The sequence below is a fragment of the Chitinophaga terrae (ex Kim and Jung 2007) genome (assembly GCF_900107795.1).
Classification (GTDB): domain Bacteria; phylum Bacteroidota; class Bacteroidia; order Chitinophagales; family Chitinophagaceae; genus Chitinophaga; species Chitinophaga terrae.
In genome coordinates this window covers 338,507-359,864 of record NZ_FNRL01000001.1, presented here as the reverse complement: position 1 = coordinate 359,864, position 21,358 = coordinate 338,507, and the positions used below count along the sequence as shown (strand labels likewise).

At 37.7% G+C, this 21,358-nt stretch carries 12 protein-coding genes; 5 read left to right on the top strand and 7 right to left on the bottom strand.

Translation table 11 applies throughout. From position 1 onward, the window contains the following. Positions 1 to 352 precede the first annotated feature (352 nt). The 5 genes from BLV62_RS01460 to BLV62_RS01440 form a co-directional block, all read right to left on the bottom strand. Positions 353 to 1,174 carry an SDR family oxidoreductase gene (locus BLV62_RS01460; RefSeq protein WP_089757906.1) on the bottom strand — a complete coding sequence of 274 codons (822 nt, stop codon included), beginning with the start codon at positions 1,172 to 1,174 and terminating at the stop codon, positions 353 to 355. A gap of 164 nt (positions 1,175 to 1,338) precedes the next feature. Then, positions 1,339 to 2,340, bottom strand: a complete 1,002-nt coding sequence (locus tag BLV62_RS01455; protein WP_089757904.1) for a helix-turn-helix domain-containing protein — start codon at positions 2,338 to 2,340, stop codon at positions 1,339 to 1,341. Between the two features lie 240 nt (positions 2,341 to 2,580). Continuing rightward, on the bottom strand, positions 2,581 to 5,244 hold the full coding sequence (locus BLV62_RS01450; RefSeq protein WP_089757902.1) for a glycoside hydrolase family 2 protein: 2,664 nt from the start codon (positions 5,242 to 5,244) through the stop codon (positions 2,581 to 2,583). 45 nt (positions 5,245 to 5,289) lie between these two features. Then, complete coding sequence (locus tag BLV62_RS01445; protein ID WP_089757899.1) at positions 5,290 to 6,732, bottom strand: RagB/SusD family nutrient uptake outer membrane protein; 1,443 nt, start codon at positions 6,730 to 6,732, stop codon at positions 5,290 to 5,292. A gap of 37 nt (positions 6,733 to 6,769) precedes the next feature. Then, on the bottom strand, positions 6,770 to 10,117 hold the full coding sequence (locus BLV62_RS01440; RefSeq protein WP_089757897.1) for a SusC/RagA family TonB-linked outer membrane protein: 3,348 nt from the start codon (positions 10,115 to 10,117) through the stop codon (positions 6,770 to 6,772). Between the two features lie 230 nt (positions 10,118 to 10,347). On the opposite strand from BLV62_RS01440, the gene BLV62_RS01435 reads away from it, so the two are divergent. The 4 genes from BLV62_RS01435 to BLV62_RS01420 all read left to right on the top strand — a co-directional run bounded on the left by BLV62_RS01435 (position 10,348) and on the right by BLV62_RS01420 (position 15,598). Further along, positions 10,348 to 11,889 carry a hypothetical protein gene (locus BLV62_RS01435; protein WP_089757894.1) on the top strand — a complete coding sequence of 514 codons (1,542 nt, stop codon included), beginning with the start codon at positions 10,348 to 10,350 and terminating at the stop codon, positions 11,887 to 11,889. A gap of 10 nt (positions 11,890 to 11,899) precedes the next feature. Beyond that, a complete protein-coding gene (locus BLV62_RS01430; RefSeq protein WP_089757892.1) occupies positions 11,900 to 12,442 on the top strand; it encodes a TlpA family protein disulfide reductase in 543 nt (180 codons plus the stop codon). Positions 12,443 to 12,484: 42 nt separating this feature from the next. Then, the gene (locus BLV62_RS01425) at positions 12,485 to 12,826 is read left to right on the top strand and encodes a hypothetical protein (protein ID WP_089757890.1); all 342 of its coding nucleotides are present in this window, start codon (positions 12,485 to 12,487) and stop codon (positions 12,824 to 12,826) included. Positions 12,827 to 13,021: 195 nt separating this feature from the next. Continuing rightward, positions 13,022 to 15,598 (top strand): alpha/beta hydrolase family protein, encoded by a 2,577-nt coding sequence (locus BLV62_RS01420; protein WP_089757888.1) that lies wholly within the window; start codon positions 13,022 to 13,024, stop codon positions 15,596 to 15,598. A 537-nt stretch (positions 15,599 to 16,135) separates the two neighbouring features. Here BLV62_RS01420 and BLV62_RS28040 read toward each other — a convergent pair. Together BLV62_RS28040 and BLV62_RS01410 are read right to left on the bottom strand one after the other, a co-directional pair. Next, positions 16,136 to 16,381, bottom strand: coding sequence for a hypothetical protein (locus tag BLV62_RS28040; RefSeq protein ID WP_139169878.1), 246 nt, complete (start codon positions 16,379 to 16,381; stop codon positions 16,136 to 16,138). A 141-nt stretch (positions 16,382 to 16,522) separates the two neighbouring features. After that, positions 16,523 to 19,135, bottom strand: coding sequence for an outer membrane beta-barrel protein (locus tag BLV62_RS01410; RefSeq protein WP_089757884.1), 2,613 nt, complete (start codon positions 19,133 to 19,135; stop codon positions 16,523 to 16,525). Positions 19,136 to 19,389: 254 nt separating this feature from the next. Between BLV62_RS01410 and BLV62_RS01405 the strand changes: the two genes are divergently transcribed. Next, the gene (locus BLV62_RS01405; RefSeq protein ID WP_089757882.1) at positions 19,390 to 21,336 is read left to right on the top strand and encodes a glycoside hydrolase family 127 protein; all 1,947 of its coding nucleotides are present in this window, start codon (positions 19,390 to 19,392) and stop codon (positions 21,334 to 21,336) included. The last annotated feature ends 22 nt before the right edge of the window (positions 21,337 to 21,358 follow it).

The window sequence follows — 21,358 nt, the reverse complement described above, 5'->3', positions numbered from 1 at the left end:
CGTCGATTTTTGCATAACATGGAATGATAAGAGGTGAGAAAAATTAGTGTTTTGTGCAGAACACCATTTATGTCATAATTAAAGCCGTGGTTTTAGAGTGATTAATGATTCGAAATTGTTTTTCCTGCACAAATTCCTGGTATGTTATGCCATCGTGGGTGTAAATATGTATATCGTGGATATATAAAATTACCCAAATAAAATTAATATACAAATTAAGTGTTGAGATGACAGTTAATTGACTTGCTGGAATTTTATTATTGTTTGATCTACAGTTTTTTAGAAAATTGAACGGGAGTTGACTGCGGTATCCTGGCAGCCTGCCAGCTGCCAGGGAGGCAAATGGGAGGGGTTAGGAAATAAAGAGGTCGCGTTGCAGTTGGGCGCCTGGCACTACTGCATATTTATCGAAGTTGGTGATCCCTGCGGCCTGCAGTACTTCTTCGTCGAGGAAGGTATGGCCTGTATAGGTATGGGAGGGTTGCTGGAGAATATATTCGGCGGCATCGGCTAATATATCGGTTGTACGGCTTTTGTTGATCAGTGTATCTCCGCCCAGGAGGTTTTTAACGGCGGCGGTGGCGATGGTGGTGACCGGCCAGAGGGCGTTGGATGCGATTTTATATTTTTCCAGTTCGTTGGCCCATCCGATGGCGAGCATGCTCATATTGTATTTACTGATGGTGTAGGCAACATGAGGGCCGAACCAGCGGGGATCGAGGTTAAGGGGAGGGGATAGGGTAAGGATATGCGGGTTATTGCCTTTTTTGAGATGTGGGATGCAATGTTGGGTAACGAGGAAGGTGCCGCGTACGTTGATATCGAACATGAGGTCGAACCGTTTGGCGGGTGTTTCTTCGGTATTGGTTAGTTGGATGGCGGATGCGTTGTTGATCAGGATATCTATTCCGCCGAATTTGTCGACAGCTTGTTGAACGGCTTGAGCTATTTGTGATTCTTCGCGGATATCGACTTGTACGGCGAGTGCTTGTCCGCCGGCGTCGATCACTTCCTGGGCGGCGGAGTAGATGGTTCCGCCTAAGCGGGGATCTTCTGTAACGCTTTTTGCGGCTATTACGATATTGGCGCCCTGGGCTGCTAATCGTAGTGCTATTGCTTTACCTATGCCTCTGCTGGCTCCGGTTATGAAAACCGTACGTTGTTGAAATAACATAACCCTTGCTTTTTAGTTTTGAAAGAACAGTAATTTACTGAATCTTTTTAACTGAAAAAGCGAAGGGTTATTTTGAGGGGAAAGAAGATGTAGGGCCAAGACTAGCCCCACTTAATTGTAACCCAATGTGTCTACGACCTTTCCCCTGGAAAGGACATACCTCTTCATTGCGCACTTCTAAGGCTTTCGATGGAACAGTTGAAATATGCTGTAAACTTTTCTGAGAGGATATTGACATCGAAGATGCCGACGATGTCGCTGATCACTTCTGCAGAGAGGCTTGTATTAGCGGCGAGATGAAAGGCTCTGATCATTCTTTGATGGAACTGGAATTCTTCCATTGTCATGGCGTTTCTGCGTATGAAGTTGTTGACGAGCAGGCCAGGAAAAGTGCCCAAGGCAGCGGCCATCTTTTCGACGTCTATAGGTTCCCTGAGATGGTCGTCCAGGTATTCTACAGCGCGGATTAAGATTTTCTGCATGCGTTTGGGCACATGGGCTGATTTATGCGACTGGTGAAACTGTGCTGCTACGTTCAATAACATGTTGGTGGCGCATTTTTGTTTCAGGAGGGTGGTAGCGAGAAGCGACCCTCTGAATTTGCTGACTACTTCCATCATCCATTCAGCAAATTTGCTGATGATAAATCGTTGGTCGACCATTTCTTTATAGGCTTCATCTTTGGAGTAGCGGTCCAGGAAGCATTGGAGTTCCGGGTGTTGGGCTACGATGTTTGCTAATTGTCTTTGATCCATGTTGATGGCGCAAATAAAGAGTACGTCTACATCTCCAACATAGATTTCTGGAGCGGTATTTTCTACCTGGTAGATGGTAATTTCTCTTTCTGCTACGCGGTATGGTTTACCGTCTTCCATGGTTTCGAGGATAATGTTCCGGGCGAGGAACCTAAAAGAAATGACCTTCCTGTCGGTGTATGGGGCCAGGATTAGGGCTGTTCTTGGGAAAACATCATGATACCATACAGTCATGTTTTCGAGCCTCATGATCTGGTGTACCATTTCAACATCTTCGTCGGAAACGCTAATTACTTCAGGGTTGCCAACCAACAGATGACTGAATTCCTCAGGAAGGTCATCGATTGAGCTAAGTTTGGTTACTTTAGCTTCAATCGGAAAATCTATTCGACTTCTTCTTCTTGATTTCATTTTACCAAAAAATTTAGGGTTAATGAATGAAGTTTTATTTTGTTTAGAAAAAAGAACTCTTGTTTATAGTAAATACACTTGTGAAATTTAAAAGGTACCATAGTTTTAAAGTTTTTTTTAGAAATTTTTTTAAGGATGTTTTAAAATTTTTTTAAAAAGGTCGCCAACAAGAATATTGGCGACTATCTATAAATGGAAGAACAAAGTAGGAATCCCAAAATGGGCTTTGTTCTAACCGCGTTAGTTTTGAGGCCAGGTAGGTTTGTTGTCTTTCATTTTTTGGAGGGTTTCAGCGAAAAGTTTTTCGTCACGAGTGCCTTTGGTCAATTCTAATGCCTTGCTTTCCCATTCTATTGCTTTTTGTGTTTGCTGAGTTTTGTGGAGCAGATTGGCGTAGGTGTCCAGAATTTCGGGGGACCTGTCCCAATTATCTATGCTGTATTTTACTACTTTAGTGGCAAAAGTAAGAACTGTTGGATCTGTCACATGTTCAAAAAGTGGCCAAGAAATAGCATTTATATTAAATTCTGGGTGTTCGAGCGCTTTTTGAAAATATAAAACATAATATTTGCCGAATTTTTCCCAATCAGGTATATTGCCTAATAGCCCACTGTATTCGATCATAATGCGCCCAAGAATAGTTTCTTCTCCTATCTCACCATATTTTTCAGATATATCTTTTTCCAGTTTATTCCAATCATACACTCTGGTGGTATCAATCTTATACTCAGGAACAACACTTTTTTTGAGTATGTCTTTAATTGTATTTCGCGATACATTTTTTCCCATCACAAGGTCAATTTTTTCAACATTGTTTAAGAATAATTGAAATCCTGTGTCTTGAGGAGTTCTTGTGATATATTTAATAAATATTAGATTACTTTTACTAAAGGGGGCGGACATACAGGATATAAAATCTTTACCAATCTGAGTCACCAATTCTTGATTTTTCTGTCTATACGCTGTTAGTATTAATCTTCTAAGAATACTAGAATCTCTATCTCCATTTTTATATTTTACAAGTAATTCCTCAAATTTTCCGTCGTTGTCATTCACATCTAAGTTGTGAGCAATAAAAAAATTGGGTTCTGTAATTTCTCTTGTCGGACGAGCTAATATTTGGTTTAATAACCTTATAGAATCTAACGGTAATTTTATAATTTCTCTATCATAAGTGATTAACCCATTTTCTTCACCTTCTACATCAAATGGCTGTGTATAAATCGACGCACTTAGACCGTTTCTCTCCAAATATTTAAGTGAGTCAGTCATTCTTCTATATTGCGTTATGAGGTCACGAGCATTTACTTGAACATATCCCCAGCCTTGCATATCGTTCCATTCATGGTTGTTGACGGATACACCTATACCTCCAAATTCTCCTATAACTTTAGCTTTTCCAGGGAGGCTTGGTGTGTTTCTAGGGAATGGGTAGGAGTGAATATCAACCATATCACTATTAACCCAGGGATCATTCGGCATACTCCTTAAGTGGTTGTCGGTAAACAGCATTTCTCCTGAGTGTCCATTTACTAAACGAGATGGGTCGTAAATTTTTATCCATTTTGTGAGCCTTTTTTGGTCATAAGCTCCCCAGCCCTCGTTGAATAACACCCATGTTACGATTGAAGGATGATTATATAAATGGTCAACTGTCTCTTTAATTTCTTTTTCAAACACAGCTCTTGATCCTTCTGGTAAGCCATGAGGTGGATTTACAAAGTCTTGCCATACAAGTATGCCAAGTTTGTCGGCATAATAATACCATCGTTCCGGCTCGACTTTTATGTGTTTACGTATTGTATTGAACCCCATTTGCTTAATAGCCTTTATATCGTATGAGAGTGCATCGTCGCTTGGAGCAGTATATAACCCGTCTGGCCAAAATCCTTGGTCCAAGGTGCCAAGATTGTATGTATACCGGTTATTCAGAAAGATTCTATCCATTCCTTTTTCATCTTTCTGAATATCAATTTTTCGCATCCCGAAGTAACTTTCTACATTGTCTAAAGTTTTTTCATTACTTATCAGCGTCACCGATAATGTATATAAATGTGGATCTTCAGGTGACCAGAGACGCGCATTTGGAATATTTAAGATGAACTTACTTTCATTTTCGCCCGTGACTATGGCTATGGTTTTTTTTGCGATTTGTAAAGATCCTGACCGGACAACAGCTTGGACTTTTAAGTTATTTATTCTGTCAGTTGTAGTCAAATTAATATTTATTTCGACAGATTCTTCATCAATATTGGGAGTGGTTTTAATTGATCTAACATGGTTTCTACTTACATGTTCCAGCCAAACTGTCTGCCAGATACCAGTACTGGATGTATAATATATGTTCTCTGGATAGAGGGCCTGCTTTCCATGGGGATTTACTCCCGTATCCGTTGGATCAGCAACTTTTACTATAATTTCATTTTCTCCCTTATGGATAAATTTGCTAATGTCAAAACCAAATGGGAGATATCCGCCACTGTGGGATCCAACAAACTTGCCATTGATAAAAACGCTACTGAAATAGTCAACTGCACCAAAGTTTAAAAGATATGATTCGTTTGTGTCGTCAATTGTAAAAACTCTTCTATACCATAATAACTGATTAGGATATATCGTTTTTTGTACTCCCGACAACATAGATTCAATTGGAAATGGGACAATAATTGAATCTTTCGAAAAAACTGGTTGAGTTGTTAAAGTATCAGTTATTACATATTGCCATTTGCCATTCAAGTTGGTCCAATTACTTCTCTGCAACTGAGGGCGAGGATACAAATCATTTGAAGGAACGAAACCAAACCATCTGGTTTTCATGCCTTCCTTTTGTGAATATGTACTTTTGCTGAAAGTAACAACTAACATTAATATAAATAGAACCTCTTTTTTTATTATTCTGTCCATTTAAATTATTTTAAACTATCTATTATTAGCGTCTATTAAACGTACTTAGTAGCCTTGTGTTTGAGTCAAATGTGCATTAGCTCGTATCTCACTCACTGGAATCGGAAGATATTTTTTATAGTTGCTCCATTGTGAATTTCCTTTTTCGGGAGTAACAATACTCATTACTTTATCGATATTTCCCGTCCGGCGCAAATCGAACCATCTATCACCCCATTCAACAAATAATTCCACTTGTCTTTCATGTTGAATCGCCGAAAGTAACTCAGATTTGTTCGTTGGTTTGATATCAGGAAGCCAAGCTCTATTCCTGATTTTTTTTAGGTCCTCAAGCGCATCGGACAACTTATTCTGTTCTGCTCTGGCCTCCGACCTAATCAAAAACTGTTCTCCGAGTCTTAACATCATATAATATTCTGTCAGTGGGTCTGAAGGCTGGATAGGAAGGTAGGCTTTGTACTTATAAGGATAATAATAGTCAATGCCATTGGCTGTATCCCTAGCTACGCCGGTCCATACTGCTTTCCTTCTATCTCCAATCTCGAAGCTTTTTACCAGCCTATTGTTCAAATATGTTGGTTTGGAAAATTCAGGTCCAATTCCATCGCTTAATACAAAGAAGCTTCCATTCATAGTATTAAATATATCCTGTGTTGGTTGTATCTGCCATATAGCCTCATTACTGTTTTTTAAGAACGTCATATTTAAGCTGTCCAGTCTAAATAAAGTATTGTTAGAAATAACTTTAGTTGCTTCTTGTTCAGACAGATCATACTTTTTGGTATATAGATAAACTTTTGCGAGTAATGCGGTCGCAGCCCATTTAGTCGGTCTTACTCTTTCGGTCGTCTCTTTTAATAAGGTACCATCCAGAAATTTGTCACTCAGTAAACTTTGGGCATCAAGTAAATCATCTATGATCTGTTTGAAGATTTCGTCTTGGCTTATTCTTGATAATTGTCCTGTTACTTTATAGTCTGGAGTGATGGCTAATGCGACATCACCAAAGAGATTCGTCAAATAGAAATAACAAAAGGCTCTTAAGAATTTTGCTTCTCCCAGAAGTTGATTTCTAACTGATGCCGTGAGCTTAGTGGCTTCAGACAGACCCGATATCGCATCATTGATAGTATATATTTTACTATATACATTTCCCCATATTAAAGGATTGGTTTGGAAAAGTTGTGGGGTAAAATTGTTTTGATAATACCAGGTAAATTCCTGATTTATATTGAAATCATATATGATCAGTTCATCGGAAGATAAACCGGTTATTAAAGGAATACTGCTTAACTCGCCACTATAAAGTCCTGTAGAAATACCTATGAATAGGTTATTGAGTACACCGATAGCAGCTTGATCTGTCGAAAAGACGACTTCCTTTAATAACCGATTATTTGGATTTTTAACGTCTACTAATTTCTTACAGCCAACGAGGAGGAGCGCTGAAAGTAAAATTATTTTGAAATATATTGACAGTTTAAACATGATAATAGGAGATTAAATCGCTTAAAGTTTTTGGATGCTAAAAAGTTGCTTTAATACCAATATTAAAAGCTTTTAACGGAGGAAGACTATTAGATGTCTCAGGATCTAATACCTTTTTATTGTTGGTGATGACAAACGGGTTCATTATTTGAGCATATATATTGCAAGCCTGCATGGATAAGTTTTTCCTCAGTTTTGATGGAATTTCATAATATAGAGATATGTTACCGCATCTCAAATAGTATTGATTAATATATGCATTGTCCCCAAGCGCCAGATAATAATAGTATGGGGTATAATTGCTATATATTGAATATTTCTGATACTCTGCCTTGTCTCCAGGTTTTTGCCATCTATTCAAGTAATAATGAGGAAAGTTCTTTCCAAATGTACCAGGCATAGGAGTTATTGCCGGAGTAAGAACAGTTCCTTTGTTAAAGGTGAAAAGGATGCTAAACGAAAAGTTATTGTAAGAAATGGTGTTTACTAATGCGCCGTTAAGCTTAGAAATTGCTACTCCAGGATGGATTGCATCTTTTATGTAATCTGGGTTACTAGTTATATTTCCTTTGCTATCATAAAACTGAAATACGCCAGTTGTATCGTTAATGCCAGCGGTTTTGAATATTTTTTGAAAGCCTACAACTGGTTGGCCGACTTCATAGGTGTTTGAAAATGGACTTTCCTCCAAGCCGGGGAACGATAGTAATTTATTTTTAGGAATAGTTAGCGTAGCGGTGGTTGACCAGGATAGATTAGGTTTTTTGATGTTGATTGTATTAAGTGTAAGCTCCCACGATTTGTTTTGGACCTTTGCAGGGAAATTAACATAGACAGATGAGAAACCAGAAATTGAAGGAAGGGTTAGGGGAAGCAATTGATTTGATGATCTGTTTTGTGCATAATTCGCATTTACAGATATTCTATTTTCGAGGAATCCAACGTCGAGACCTACTTCCAGTTTTTTTACTTCTTCCCATTGTAAAGACGAATTAGTTAACGCAGATGGGGATAATCCAATAACACCTTGATATGGGCGGCTTGTGGGTATTGGTGCATATAAGGTCAAATAGGTGTAGTCTCCTATTTGATCATTTCCGCTTGTACCATAGCTGCCCCGCAATTTACCAAAGAATAACCACGGCAGTTTTTCTTTTATTGCCTGTTCTTCAGAGAAAATCCACGCTCCCCCAATGGATCCAAAGGAATGGTATCTATTATCCGGACCAAATCTTGAACTTCCATCCCGCCGCCCGGTCAATTGGATAATATATTTTCCGTCAAAATTGTAATTGACCCGTCCAAATCCGGCGAAATATTTGTAGATTGATTCATTTGTTAAAACTCCTATTATAGAATTTGCAGATTGAATGTCTTTAATCAGTAGATCAGTGCTGAATCCCTGACCAACGTAACCTCTGAAAATCTGACTTGATCTATTTATAGTTCCACCTATTAACGCTTCGATTGTACTTTTTTTGAAAGTCTTGTAATATGTTAGCATTGGTTCTATGTTGATAGAAGTACTGGTCCCGGTCTGAATCTTTAGCTGACTTTGCTGGCCGAGGCTTATCTGCGATGGGCTTAACGCTGCCAGTGGTGTGGTACCGATGTCCTCGATTATATTCTTATTATATCCAAAATTGCTGGATAGTTTAAGGCCGGGTAGTATTTCAAAAGATAAACTCAACGATTCTAATATCACATTGGTTGTTCTTTCGTATGTTTTTACGCTGTTTACGATCGGATTATTCCAGGTTTCGGTACCTGAAGAGTTAGGCAGCCAGTTTAATTTTCCATCGGGAGTAAGAAGGTTTACACCTACAGGTAGTAGGCTGAGCGCGGGAGACATATAGTCGAGAGTCGGTAGCTTGTTGGAGCCGTAGGTATAATACGACGAAAAGTTAAACTTAAATCTTTTATTGGGTGAGCTACCGGAAATATTGGTTGCCAGGCTGGCTTGATCATTATGGAGTGGATGAAAATATTCGGGATAAACTGTATTATTCCGCATATATGTTCCACTTAATTGGTATGAAATGAGGTCGGTACCTCCTCCTATATTTAGAGACGCAATGCTATTGAACGCTTTGTTTCCAACAAGTTCTTTTTGCCAATCGTGAACTATTGAAGTATCATAGAAGCCGTTTAAATCATAATCTCTCGGCCCGACAGCTATTCCCTCATTTTTCAAAGCCTCTCTTCGCATATTTAGATACTCGGAACTATTTAGCAGCTTTAGCTTTCTCCCTACTTCGGTAAAGCCTGCCTGAATGTTTACAGTGACTGACGTCTTGCTGCCGCCTTTCCCTCTCCTTGTAGTGATGAGAATGGCCCCATTTGCTGCTCTGGAACCATAAATTGACGTGGCATCTGCGCCTTTTAATACATCAATACTTTCAATGTCGCCCGAACTTAAAAAGCTCAATGGGTTGCCAAGCTGCGTGGAACTGCCTCCACTGGTTCCCAGTATCGTTGATACAGCATCGTTTGCATACGGTCCGAACGCTATAGATTGGGAAGGGAATGGAACGTTGTCAATGATTATTAATGGATCACTACCGTTTAATATGCTGTTGGTACCTTGTACTCTAACTTTGATACCTGCACCGGGCAATCCATTCGCAGGGGTGATTTCGACACCCGGAAGGCGGCCCTGAATGGCTAATAAAGGATTACTGACAGGCATATCTTGAATTTGTGACGCCTTGAGTGTGCTTACGTTGCCTGTATTTAGACGTTTTGTTCTGGTTCCATAAGCTATAATTTGGGTTTCATTTAGGTTGTTAACAAATGGGTACAGTTCTGTTACAATATTTCTTTCAGTAGCAATAAGCTCTTTTGTTTGATATCCAACAGAAGAGATGATTAGTTTTGAACCAGTCGAAACATTCGCTAGCGTGAATTTTCCATTATCGTCGGTCGTTGTTCCTTTAATACTGTTCTTAATTTTAATGGTTGCACCAGGAATTGCATTACCCTGATTGTCTTTTACCCATCCACTTACCATTTGTGGAATAGAATCAATTCTTACTGTTGTATTTTCTAATGAGTTTAGAAGGATTGTATTATTGGTATGTTTGAGGTAAAAGGATGATAATATATTATTAAGATATTTAATGACCTCATCCAGATCGGCATTGACAAAATTGATGGTGACATCTTTTTTATTTATTAAATCGCTGTCAACATTGATTTTGATCTTCTTGCCAGTTTGCTTTTTTATTGAAGATAAAATGCTTATGATCGAGAGATTTTTGCCATTTATAGTGACCTTTGACGATTGACCTGCTGCTAATCCATATATACTAGTGGATGACATGCATAAAACAATAAATATTGACAAATACTTCTTAAACAATATTGAAAGTATTTTTCTTGACATAACTGAAGTTTTAATCTTATAGAACGATTGTTTACTGCTCTATAAGTAAATACACCAGTCAATTTTAAAAGGTACTATCTGCCTTGATTTTTTTTCTCAAGTAGATATTTTGGCTGCTGTGTGCAAATTGCAGTCGCTTATATTAGTTTTGAGAAACTTTGCTACAAGTGGTGTTAACGCCTATTATATTATAGCTGAAAGTTATTGAAGATCCTAAGAAGCACTTTTTTATGAATACCATTAATAGACACTCAATAAAAAATTTAACGTTAAAAAAATATGTAAATCAAGAACATGAATGTAAAATCTATATACTATTAACCTGTGTGTTGTCGGTAATCCAGCTTGCCGTGTTCAAATATTACTATCCTTATCCAAATTTTATACACGGAGACTCGTTTGTTTATTTGAAGATGGCTGCTGAAAATTTATCCATTGATACATATCCTATCGGGTATCCGATGTTTTTACGAATGGTGAGTGTTTTTTCTACTTCGCATACTGTTCTTGTTTCAATTCAATATGGATTGCTTCAGCTCTCTATTTTATATTTATTATTTACAATATTTTTATTCTATACGCCAAATAGGATCACACGTATAATGATGTTTATTTTTTTTATTGTAAATCCGGTATCCTTTAACCTGGCCAATTTTGTGTCAAGTGATTGCCTGTTTCTTTCTTTAAGTATTATTTGGTTTGCACAGTTAATATGGATGAAAAGGAATCCGACATTAAATTTGATAATCATCAACGCTGTTCTGCTTTTTATACTGTTTACTATAAGATATAATGCACTCTATTATCCAGTAATTACTGTTATAGTTTTATTTATTAAACCAGCATATGTCAAAGTGAGGATATTTGGTCTTCTAATAAGTCTAATATTAATTGGATTTTTTATTAGAAATACTAAAGAAGAATATTATAAATTATCTGGCGTTCGTCAGTTTACACCATTTAGCGGTTGGCAATTGGCAAATAATGCACTATATGCATATAAATATGTCGATAGCTCTAAGATGAAAACATTACCTGTCAAGTATAGGCTGATTGACCAAATGGTTAGAAATTATTTTGATACTACAAGGGACATTAAAAGATTTCCCTTTCAGGAGTTGCAAGCTAGTACCGTATATATGTGGGATCTCAATTCACCGCTAAATATTTATGCAAGAACACTTGTACGAAAGGATACAACCGACGGGGGACTTAAGACATGGGCGGTTGCGGCGCCAATGATGAACGATTACGGGATACAATTGATTAAAACTTATCCAACCGAGTTTTTCCGATATTATATTATTCCGAATAGTATTAAATATTATACACCGCCAGTCGAGTTTATGGAAGTGTATAACTCGGGCGTAGGATATGTAAACCCTATTGCAAAAAAATGGTTTCATCTTAAATCAAGTAAGGTTACGAATAGGGTAAAGGGATTGGAAATCAGGATGCTCGACTACTTTCCTATTTTAGTTGCGGTAATGAATGTATTAATCGTTTTAAACATAATTTCTTTCTTCGTTCTAAAAATGAACAGGCAGTTTCCTGAGTTATTAGAATTTATTTCCATAGTTTTTGTGGTGTGGTTAATAAATTTTGGATTTAGTGTCTTTTCTGCACCTATTGCCTTACGATTTCAGCTGTTTCCAATATTGATAAGCATGGCGTTAGTTTTTTTGTTGATGGAAAAGCTTATTGTTGTTGCGTTTAAAAAGCAACCGGTGATGAATTTAGATTCATCTAATATTGGAATACACGCGTGTTAATAGTCTTTTTATGTTGAATAGTAAAGTATTTATTATTGTAGTTATTAGTTTTTCAATTTTTTTTATGCTTGATGTGGCTACAAGCGAATTAATTAAAAAGAAATCAGAAGTTGAAAACTATAACAAGCCATTGCCTAACAAGGCAAAAGGAAAGAAGTTTCCCTCATTCCCTTTGCTGGTGAAAAATGATAGTGCCAAAGTTGTTCCGGTTGATTTTGCAAGAGGGCGTAATACAGTTGTTTTGTATTTCGACCCCTATTGCCCAACTTGCAAAAAAGAAATACAGGAAATAACCGCAAATATTCAAAAGCTCAAGAGTATTTATTTCATATTTATATCTCCGTACCCATCTTATCAGATATCAAAGACTATAAATGAATTTTCGTTACTCAGATATGAAAATATTTTGGTTGGCAGAGATAACGATCATTTATATGGCGACTATTATGGAGTTTCTTCAGTTCCGTTACTAGTGGTTTACGATAAAAATATGATTATGAAAGATAGTTATTTGGGTCTGGTTAAACTTGAGCAGTTACTATCATTGTATTAACCGACCGAAAATTCGTTGCGCAACACAGATTGTTTGTAATTCATGCAATCAAATGGGGGAGCCAAAAACCATTATAAAAGAGTAGGCGTTTTTTTCATCATTAAGTTAGCTTTTTATCAAAAAGCATCTATCATTATGAAACAAGCAAAATTTGTATTTACTGCAACAGCAGTACTGGCAGTAGTTGGCGCTGCAGTAGCATTAAATGCTCGTAGCAATCAGAAAACAATCTTCACTAAAGCTGGCGGAGCATGTACTGTGCCATCAGTAGGTGTATTCTCTACTTATCCGGCAGCATCTACCGTAGTTCCATTACTGTCTTACGCAACAGTTTCTGGTCCTTGCATTATTACTACAAGAGTAAGCAAAACTGCTAACGAATAGTATAATGTTGCTAATGGAGCCTGACAACTTCTGTCAGGTTTTAAAGGGTTAGCCAAAATTTGTTGGCTAGCCCTTCGTATTATATTGATGTTTATTTCAACTTATTGTATATTATTTATATGATTTATGTATTTCTCCTGGTACCATTGATTTTTATTTTGTGTATTAATATAGAATGGATAGTTAATCACATAAATGGTAAGATTTATGCTTAAATGTTGTTGTTTTCTTCTCCTTTTGTTTTGTTCGGTTGTCAGTTTGTTTGCGCAAAAGAAATTGATTGACAGTACAACATATAAATGTTGGACTCAATTGAGACGGCCAATATTGTCAGATAATGGTCAATACGCAAGCTATTTAAAAGATTCAAACTATTCTAGAAATTATACTCTTATAGTTAAATCAACAAAGAATCGGTGGAATATTCAAGTGAATTTTTCAAATATGATTGGTATTCCTCAAACTGGATTTGTTAACAATAGCAAATGCCTATTTTATAAAAGAATTGACCAGGATAGCCTTAATATAATTTGGTTGGGAGGTGATAAAAGAAAGGAATATATCGTGACATCATTTTTCAGTCCAAAAGATAATAATGACCATCTATTGTTATACCAAAACATAAAACAGAGTCAGGACCTAATCTTGACAGATTTGAATACATCACAGTTCAGACGTTTAGATGGTATTAATGGTAGGATAGTCGACTATAAACATCTACCGTCTCCTGACGCTGTATTACTGGTTATCGCGCCGGATAAGGTGAAAAATGAGGGTCTTTTTGAATTGAAGTTACTGAATTTGACCACTTATACTCTAACTTCAATTATAGGAGAGGTATATATTGAGAAATATTTGGTTGGGCGTGATCATCTTATAGGAATGTCAACGAATAATGACGGAACCAAATCAATTTGGAAGTATTCTTTCTCTAAAAAAAAGTTAACTGAAATTACTCCTTCTGTCAAGCTCAATACTTATCAAATTAACTTGATAAGTGTTTCGAAAGATGATAAATATCTTTTTTTTGAGGCATCTAAGCAAATGGATAGAATCCAGAATGCTAATTTAGCACACCCTGACTTGAGAATTTGGAGATATGTGGATGAGGTATTTCCCCCAAAAAGTGCTTCTGATAATATACCAACCTATAGAGTGGAAAATTATTGGATGGATCTTGATAAAGGGGCTGTAATTATGTACGACCCCTTGATTGAATATGGTACAATTTTTAATCGAACAGAGTCTGATTCAATTTTTAAACTGCCAGGAAGTGTTTTATCAGGTGATCAAAAATATTTAATCTATAATTTAGGTGGTATCTATTGGTCTTATGAATTAGCGACGGGAATAAAAAGGAATATTACTGAGGGGGTTAATCCTCAATTATTCTTACCCGAGAATGGAGATGCAGACTATTTTATCGAAAAATCAATGGTGGTAGGATTGTCAAAAGGCGAGCCTATGGTAATAATATCGGATGGATTCGATTTGTGGCTATGTAGCTTGAACGGACATTTTAGCCCAAATAATATCACCAACGGATATGGAAGAAAAAATAGAATTAAATTTTCGTTATTGGGAGAGGGGGAAGATTTAAGTTATGGAGAGGCAGCTTCTTTCTTTACTTCAAAGGACAAAGCAATTTTTATAGCATTTAATAAGCAAAGTAAGAAAAATGGTTTTTTCCAAAAGAGCAACTATCTGGTGAAAGGAGATCCTGAGCTGTTATCAATGGATGATGCTATGTATTGGATCCCATCGGAACCTAAGTCATTTCCTAATATAACATCGTCAGATATGAAGCCGTTTAAGGCAAGGAAATCAAACGTTTTTTTGGTCGCTAAATCTACGTCAAAATCCTCTGTGAACTATTTTGTAACAAATGATTTTAAAAGATTTAAACAAATATCATTTAATTATCCTGAGAAAAGATATACTTGGATGTCCGCCGAACTGATGAGCTGGAAAAGATCGGATGGCATAGAACTGCAAGGTGTGTTATATAAACCTGAGAATTTTGATTCTACCAAGAAGTATCCGGTGATTTTTTACTTTTATAGAAAGGCCTCGGATAACTTGAATAGTTTCATGGTGCCGAAGGAGTGTCCTGGATGTATTATTGACATTCCATTGTATGTCAGTAACGGTTACATGGTGTTTACTCCTGACATTTATTTTACTGAAGGAGAAACGGGTAAAAGTGCTCTGGAATCAGTACTTGGATCCGTAAGGCTCCTCTCTTCCTTGCCATATATTGACAGTAACAGGCTCGGGGTGCAAGGTTGTAGCTTTAGCGGCTTTACAACTAATTATATTATAACACATACAAATGTATTTTCTGCAGCTTGTTCCGCGTCTGGTTTGTCGGATTTTATTAGTGGGTATAATAGTGTAACTCCGGGTGTTTCTGGATCTATTAAACAGCGGCAATTTGAAGATGGTCCATATCAGATGGGAGGGACTTTATGGGAAAAGACCGAAGCTTATATTGAGAATTCGGCAGTGTTGAGAGCTGATAGATTAACAACGCCTCTTTTATTGATGCATACTACAAACGACGGTCTCATTCCTATTTCTAACGCCGTGGAGTTTTTTCTTGCTGCTAGAAGAGCAGGCAAGAAAGTGTGGTTACTTGAATATGGTGCAGGAAATGACCACAATGTTTTTGGTCTCGAGGGGAAGGATTTTAATAGAAGAATGATGGAGTTTTTTGACTATTATCTTAAAGATCGAAATCGTCCTGATTGGTTGTTTGATGCACAGTTATAATATCTCACTTGATGAATTAATATAACTAGGCAAGTATTCTCCCTTGCCTAGTTATGGTTACAAATCTGCAAATGGATTTCCTTTTGTAGGAAACGACAATGGTCTGTATGTATTACCTCATCATACAAATGATATTGCCTGCTAAAAGCAACTGAATCATAATAATAGTTCGCTTTCAATTCAAAATGCTTGGGAATTTCTTTTGAAGCGATTAGTGCATTTAAATAGATTGTCTTTATTCAAGGTCAATTTTAATTAACCGTGTTGTATAGGAACAAAGTCCCCAGACCGTACTGAAGGAAATCAGAGGGACGGAGAACGATGTCGCAGTGGAAAATACGCCGGTAGAACTGTTAGTGCAGGCAGGTCCTATAAATCTTGTAAATATTGTGGTGCCGCGTACCCTGATTTTAGTTGCGAGAGCAGCACTTGTAATTGCAGAAATGATTATGAAACCAAGAAGAATTTTTACTTTCATAGCTAATAGATTGAATTTAAAATTTTTGAAAAGGCAGGTGGCTTGGCTGGATTAGTTTGTTATTCTATGGCAATTTTAGTTATCTTCGTTGTAATAAGGCAAGGTCCCGGTACAGTACTAAAGGACAGAGACGGAATCCAGTAAGCTGTCGGTACCGTAGAAAAGACACCGGAAGATGATAAGGTACAATGATTTCCGGTGGCAGTAAAGATTATTTTAGCCAAACTTCTTGTTTTTTTTGCTGTCGCTGCACCAATAATTGCAACAACAAGTGTGACCAATAGATAAATTTTTTCCTTTTTCATAATGCAATGTTTTTACGTGTTAGGATACAATAAAAGTATTTGACCATTCACTGTGTTTTTATTTACCAAATCTTCTTTAGTTGAAATTAAGAAACTCTACTGCTATTAGTCTGCTTAAAGGAATTGGATGTAAATACTGAATTATTTAAATATATAAGAACCGCTGAGCAGATACACTCTTCCCAGAGTGCCAATTTGATAACTTTCAATATAATTGTTCCCAACGTTTCGTATAATATTTTTATTGGTATTCAACATGTCAAATGTTTGAAACTTTATTAGTAGGTTCTTCCTTTTCAAGAATGATTTTGAGATATCCATGTTCAATGTCGATGCCTGCAGCTTTTCGGATTGAATATATGATGCGGAGTAGGAATAATTTGCGTTATAAAAAATATCTTTCGTTAGGTACAGGTTTAACGAGCCAGCTATGGATAAATTTTTAATTTTTAGACTTTCTAAACCATTTGAATATTTAATTACAGTATATGAATATATCTTACTAAAACCAACACTAAGAAGGTTTTTTAGTTTATAGTTGAAGGATAAGCTCGGTGTATATGACTGGTTCTTGCTATAATATTTATTATTACCTGTCGTATAAGGGTTCTTACTTAAGTTAATATTGAAAGCGGTTTCAAAGTTAAAATGATTATTAACTATTCTGGAATTGTTTATCAGTAGTTCAGTGGCATTCAATCCATTTATATTTTCATAGGTGATGAATTGATTTCCGTTTAGAATGCTTATTGATTCGATGATATGATTTTGGGTGAGGTTATAATTAAGCTGCGCTCTAAAGGTATTGTTTTCCTTTTTAGATACATTATTATAAACGAATTCTATATTATGGGATAATTCTGGTATGAGTGATTCATTTCCGTATCTTCTGATGGTTGAATTTGTGTTGTCCGGTAGAGTATACAATTGGAAAAAAATAGGTGCTTTTATTTGACTTTTGTAAGCGAGTTGCAAAGTGGAAAGAGCTTTTATCTTATAGTTGAAAAAGGCGGACGGCAGCAATTTTCTTGTGTTGATGTTGGGAAAGTTGACGTTTTTGTTGAGATTTAATGTGTTCTTTACGTTTGCATATTCAATAGCTAGGTAATATCTTAACTTCTTATGTTCATATTGTAGTGATACTTTTAACGAATTTTTTTTTAAGAAGTTAGTGATCTTACTGCTAAGGCTGTCGTCTGGGATGTTATATTCTTTCGAAGTGTTATCAAAGTTGTGGTAAGCCTGATCTTTGTTTGTTTTTTCTTTAGAGGTGGAACTGTTAATTTGTAGACTATACTTGCCTGTTAAAGGTATGTTGTAAAAGATGGATAATCTCATGTTTGAGATATTGCTGAATAGGTTGTTTTTTTGATCATAGTATATTGTGCTGTCTTCTATAGCAGATTCTTTGTATTTATTAAATGAATTATTGTATTGCAGACTCGGAGAATGTATACTGGAAAAATTTATTGAAACAGATAACTGATGTCCGTTGCCGTTAAATTTCTTTTGGTAATAAATGGACTGGTTTATAGACGTTATTCTTTTTTGATCATTTATTTTATTTTGCCCAATGTTTATTAGTGAATCATCTACCTTTGTGAAATAGTCGGACAGAGTATTCGAGGTTGACTTCCCTAGGATAATCGAATTGTCAAATAGAATTGAGTTGGATGAGTCAATATTATAGTTGATTCGTGTTAGAAGATTGTTGGATACCTGGCTGTTTATAGTTACTTGATTTTGACTATACTGTATGGTCGTGTCGCTTAAGAAGGTCGTTTTATTGAATTGTTGACTAGTATGTTTTGACTCTTTATATAGAGTATAGTTTGCTGAAATAGCTATTTTTTTCCCTAGTTCTCCCGAGTAATTAAGCCCAGCGTTCCAAGCCTCCGATTTCAAGCTATTCGCGCCCCAGGGATCCAAATATCCCCCCATGTTGTTTCCTTCTTCAAAAAAGGAATATTGACCACTGTTATTAAACTTATTCAGGACCGCTTTAGAGGCATAGGTTTTACTGGACCCGGCTCCTAATGTTGCTAAACCCGTTATTTTATTTTTACTGTCTTCTTTTACTGTAATGTTTAGTACTTTTTCTTTAATATTTCTTTCACCAGAGGCAGTCGATTGATCTGAGTATGCGTCATAAACCTGTATTTTGTTAATTAGTTCTGCTGGAATTAACGTTAAGGCTTTTTTTATATCGTTTCCGAAGAATATTCGACCATTAAGCAGAATTTTATTAACGGGTTCACCATTGTAGGTAACGATCCCATCTTTATTTAGCGCGAAGCCTGGAGTTTTTTTTAGTATCGCTGAAATCATTTCATCAGGATTGACTTTTACCATTGTTGCCTCATATTGAATTGTGTCACCCAAGTAGGATACAATTGGTTTGGTCGATCTGATCTCGACGGCTGACAAATTTAATCCTGTACTCTCCATACCAATAGACAGTGATAAATTTTTATCACTTTTGGGCAGTCTAATAATTCGTTGCTTATATCCTAAATAACTTATCACTATTGTTATATTTTCAAATTTTATATTTGAAATCAGAAAAGCGCCGTTGTTATCACTATTTATAGTTTTTGCTTTAATTGAGTCGTCGGAAGCAAAGTACTTTAAAGATGATCCTTGTAAAGGAAGAAGTGTCAAGCTATCAAAAACTACTCCTCGTATGGATATTAAATTTTGTGAAGATGCTGTGCAACATAGAAATAATAGTAATAGTGAAAATATCTGTTTCATATCAATTGCTTCAATTTATACAAATTCCATTTTTTCTTTGCTACTACATTGCAGTGGTTTTGTGATTGGCCAGGAGACAAAGCGGTTAGCTATGGTTAATTTGACTTAAATCTGTATGCTAAATCTTGGTAGTAGATCGATCCCGATATAGATATTGATTAAAGTTGGTCGTTGATATCGGCGAAAAAAGTATTACATGTCTATCAATTGGTTGATTTCTACTGATTTTCCTATCTTCCATCAAAAATTCCACCATGAAACACCTCCTCACCGTCACCCTCCTCGCCACCTCCCTCCAAACAACCGCCCAACTCCTCCAACCCGTCCCATTCTCCCAAGTCGCTATCACCGACCAATTCTGGTCCCCACGCCAACTAACCATCAGCAAAACAACCATCCCCGTCTGCATCTTCCAAACCGAAGTCAAAACACCGCGTATAAGAAATTTCGAAAAAGTAACTAACCATAGCGGCCAAAAACATGAAGGCATCTACTTCGACGACTCCGATGTCTACAAAGCATTGGAAGCCATCGCCTACAGCCTTAAAACCCACCCCGACGAGAAACTGGAGCAGAAGGCGGACGAATGGATAGATAAGATCGCTGCCGCCCAACAGCCGGATGGATACCTCAATACTTACTACACGCTTAACGGCATCGACAAACGATGGTCCGATATGGAAAAGCATGAAGATTACTGTGCAGGACACCTGTTTGAAGCGGCAGTGGCCTATTATAACACTACCGGCAAAACGAAATTGCTGAACGTGGCAACGAAGTTGGCCGATCATATCGACAAAACTTTCAGGGAACCAAACCGCCACTGGGTATCGGGGCACGAAGAAATTGAACTGGCTTTGGTGAAACTCTATAAAGCTACCAATAATAAAAAGTATCTCGACCTGGCCGACTGGTTCCTGCAGCAACGGGGCCATGGCTACGGTAAGGGCGTGATCTGGGATAACTGGACCAACTCCGCCTATTGCCAGGATAGTTTGCCGGTCAGGGATCAGCGACAGATCACCGGGCATGCCGTGAGGGCTATGTACCTCTATACCGGGGCGGCCGATGTTGGCGCCGCGTTGAAAGACAGCGGTTATATGACAGCAATGGAAGCCGTGTGGGAAGATGTTGTGCACAGGAATATGTACCTGACAGGCGGCATCGGCTCCTCAGGCCATAACGAAGGATTCACGGATGACTACGACCTGCCTAACGAACACGCCTACTGCGAAACCTGCGCATCGGTTGGGATGGTGTTCTGGAACCAGCGCATGAACCGCTTAACTGGCGATGCTAAATACATAGATGTCCTGGAACGGAGCTTATATAACGGGGCGTTAGATGGCCTTTCCCTGAGCGGAGACCGTTTCTTCTACGGCAACCCTCTTGCCAGCAGTGGCCAGCATCAGCGGCAGGAGTGGTTCGGAACCGCCTGTTGCCCTGCCAATATTTCCAGGTTAGTAGCATCGGTGGGCGACTATGTATATGTGCAATCGGATAAAGAGCTGTGGGTAAATTTGTTTATAGGCAGCAAGACAAAGATAAAGTTGAAGAATGGAGAAGTAGAATTGCAGCAACAAACCAACTACCCCTGGGATGGAACGGTGAATATCACCGTTTCTCCTAAACGCAGCCAGCAGATCCCGCTGCATATCCGCATCCCCGGTTGGGCGCAGAATACCGCTACCCCCGGCGATGCCTATTATTTTACAGATAAACTGGAAGTAAAAGCAACTATCAAAATAAACGGCCAGCCTGTCGACTACCAGGTGAATAACGGTTATGCGGTTATTAACCGTACCTGGAAGAAGGGGGATGTGCTAACCGTGGATCTGCCAATGGAAGTCCGTAAAGTAGCGGCTATAGACAAAATTAAGGAAAACAGGAACAGGATAGCGCTGCAACGCGGTCCCCTGGTTTACTGCCTGGAACATGCCGACAACAACGGCCAGGTAAAAAATATCATCGTCCCCGAACCAACAAAGTGGAAGGCCGAAATGGACAATAACCTGTTAAACGGGGTAGTGACCCTGAAAGGAGAAGTGCCTGTCGTAAAGCTGTCGGCCGATGGACAATCGGTTACCACAGAAAAGCAACCCGTTACCGCCATACCTTATTTTTCCTGGGCTAACCGGGGCAAAGGGGAGATGGAGATCTGGATACCAACCAAAATATCCGCCATCAGTTTAAAACCTTAAACCCGGTTAATGCGTATAGTAG

What these genes read in the sequence shown, in the direction of transcription:
- BLV62_RS01460 (WP_089757906.1), bottom strand. Translation starts at nt 1,174, where the DNA reads ATGTTATTTCAACAACGTACGGTTTTCATAACCGGAGCCAGCAGAGGC.
- BLV62_RS01435 (WP_089757894.1), top strand. Translation starts at nt 10,348, where the DNA reads ATGAATACCATTAATAGACACTCAATAAAAAATTTAACGTTAAAAAAA.
- BLV62_RS01410 (WP_089757884.1), bottom strand. Translation starts at nt 19,135, where the DNA reads ATGAAACAGATATTTTCACTATTACTATTATTTCTATGTTGCACAGCA.
- BLV62_RS28040 (WP_139169878.1), bottom strand. Translation starts at nt 16,381, where the DNA reads ATGAAAAAGGAAAAAATTTATCTATTGGTCACACTTGTTGTTGCAATT.
- BLV62_RS01405 (WP_089757882.1), top strand. Translation starts at nt 19,390, where the DNA reads ATGAAACACCTCCTCACCGTCACCCTCCTCGCCACCTCCCTCCAAACA.
- BLV62_RS01420 (WP_089757888.1), top strand. Translation starts at nt 13,022, where the DNA reads ATGGTAAGATTTATGCTTAAATGTTGTTGTTTTCTTCTCCTTTTGTTT.
- BLV62_RS01445 (WP_089757899.1), bottom strand. Translation starts at nt 6,732, where the DNA reads ATGTTTAAACTGTCAATATATTTCAAAATAATTTTACTTTCAGCGCTC.
- BLV62_RS01450 (WP_089757902.1), bottom strand. Translation starts at nt 5,244, where the DNA reads ATGGACAGAATAATAAAAAAAGAGGTTCTATTTATATTAATGTTAGTT.
- BLV62_RS01455 (WP_089757904.1), bottom strand. Translation starts at nt 2,340, where the DNA reads ATGAAATCAAGAAGAAGAAGTCGAATAGATTTTCCGATTGAAGCTAAA.
- BLV62_RS01430 (WP_089757892.1), top strand. Translation starts at nt 11,900, where the DNA reads ATGTTGAATAGTAAAGTATTTATTATTGTAGTTATTAGTTTTTCAATT.
- BLV62_RS01425 (WP_089757890.1), top strand. Translation starts at nt 12,485, where the DNA reads ATGCAATCAAATGGGGGAGCCAAAAACCATTATAAAAGAGTAGGCGTT.
- BLV62_RS01440 (WP_089757897.1), bottom strand. Translation starts at nt 10,117, where the DNA reads ATGTCAAGAAAAATACTTTCAATATTGTTTAAGAAGTATTTGTCAATA.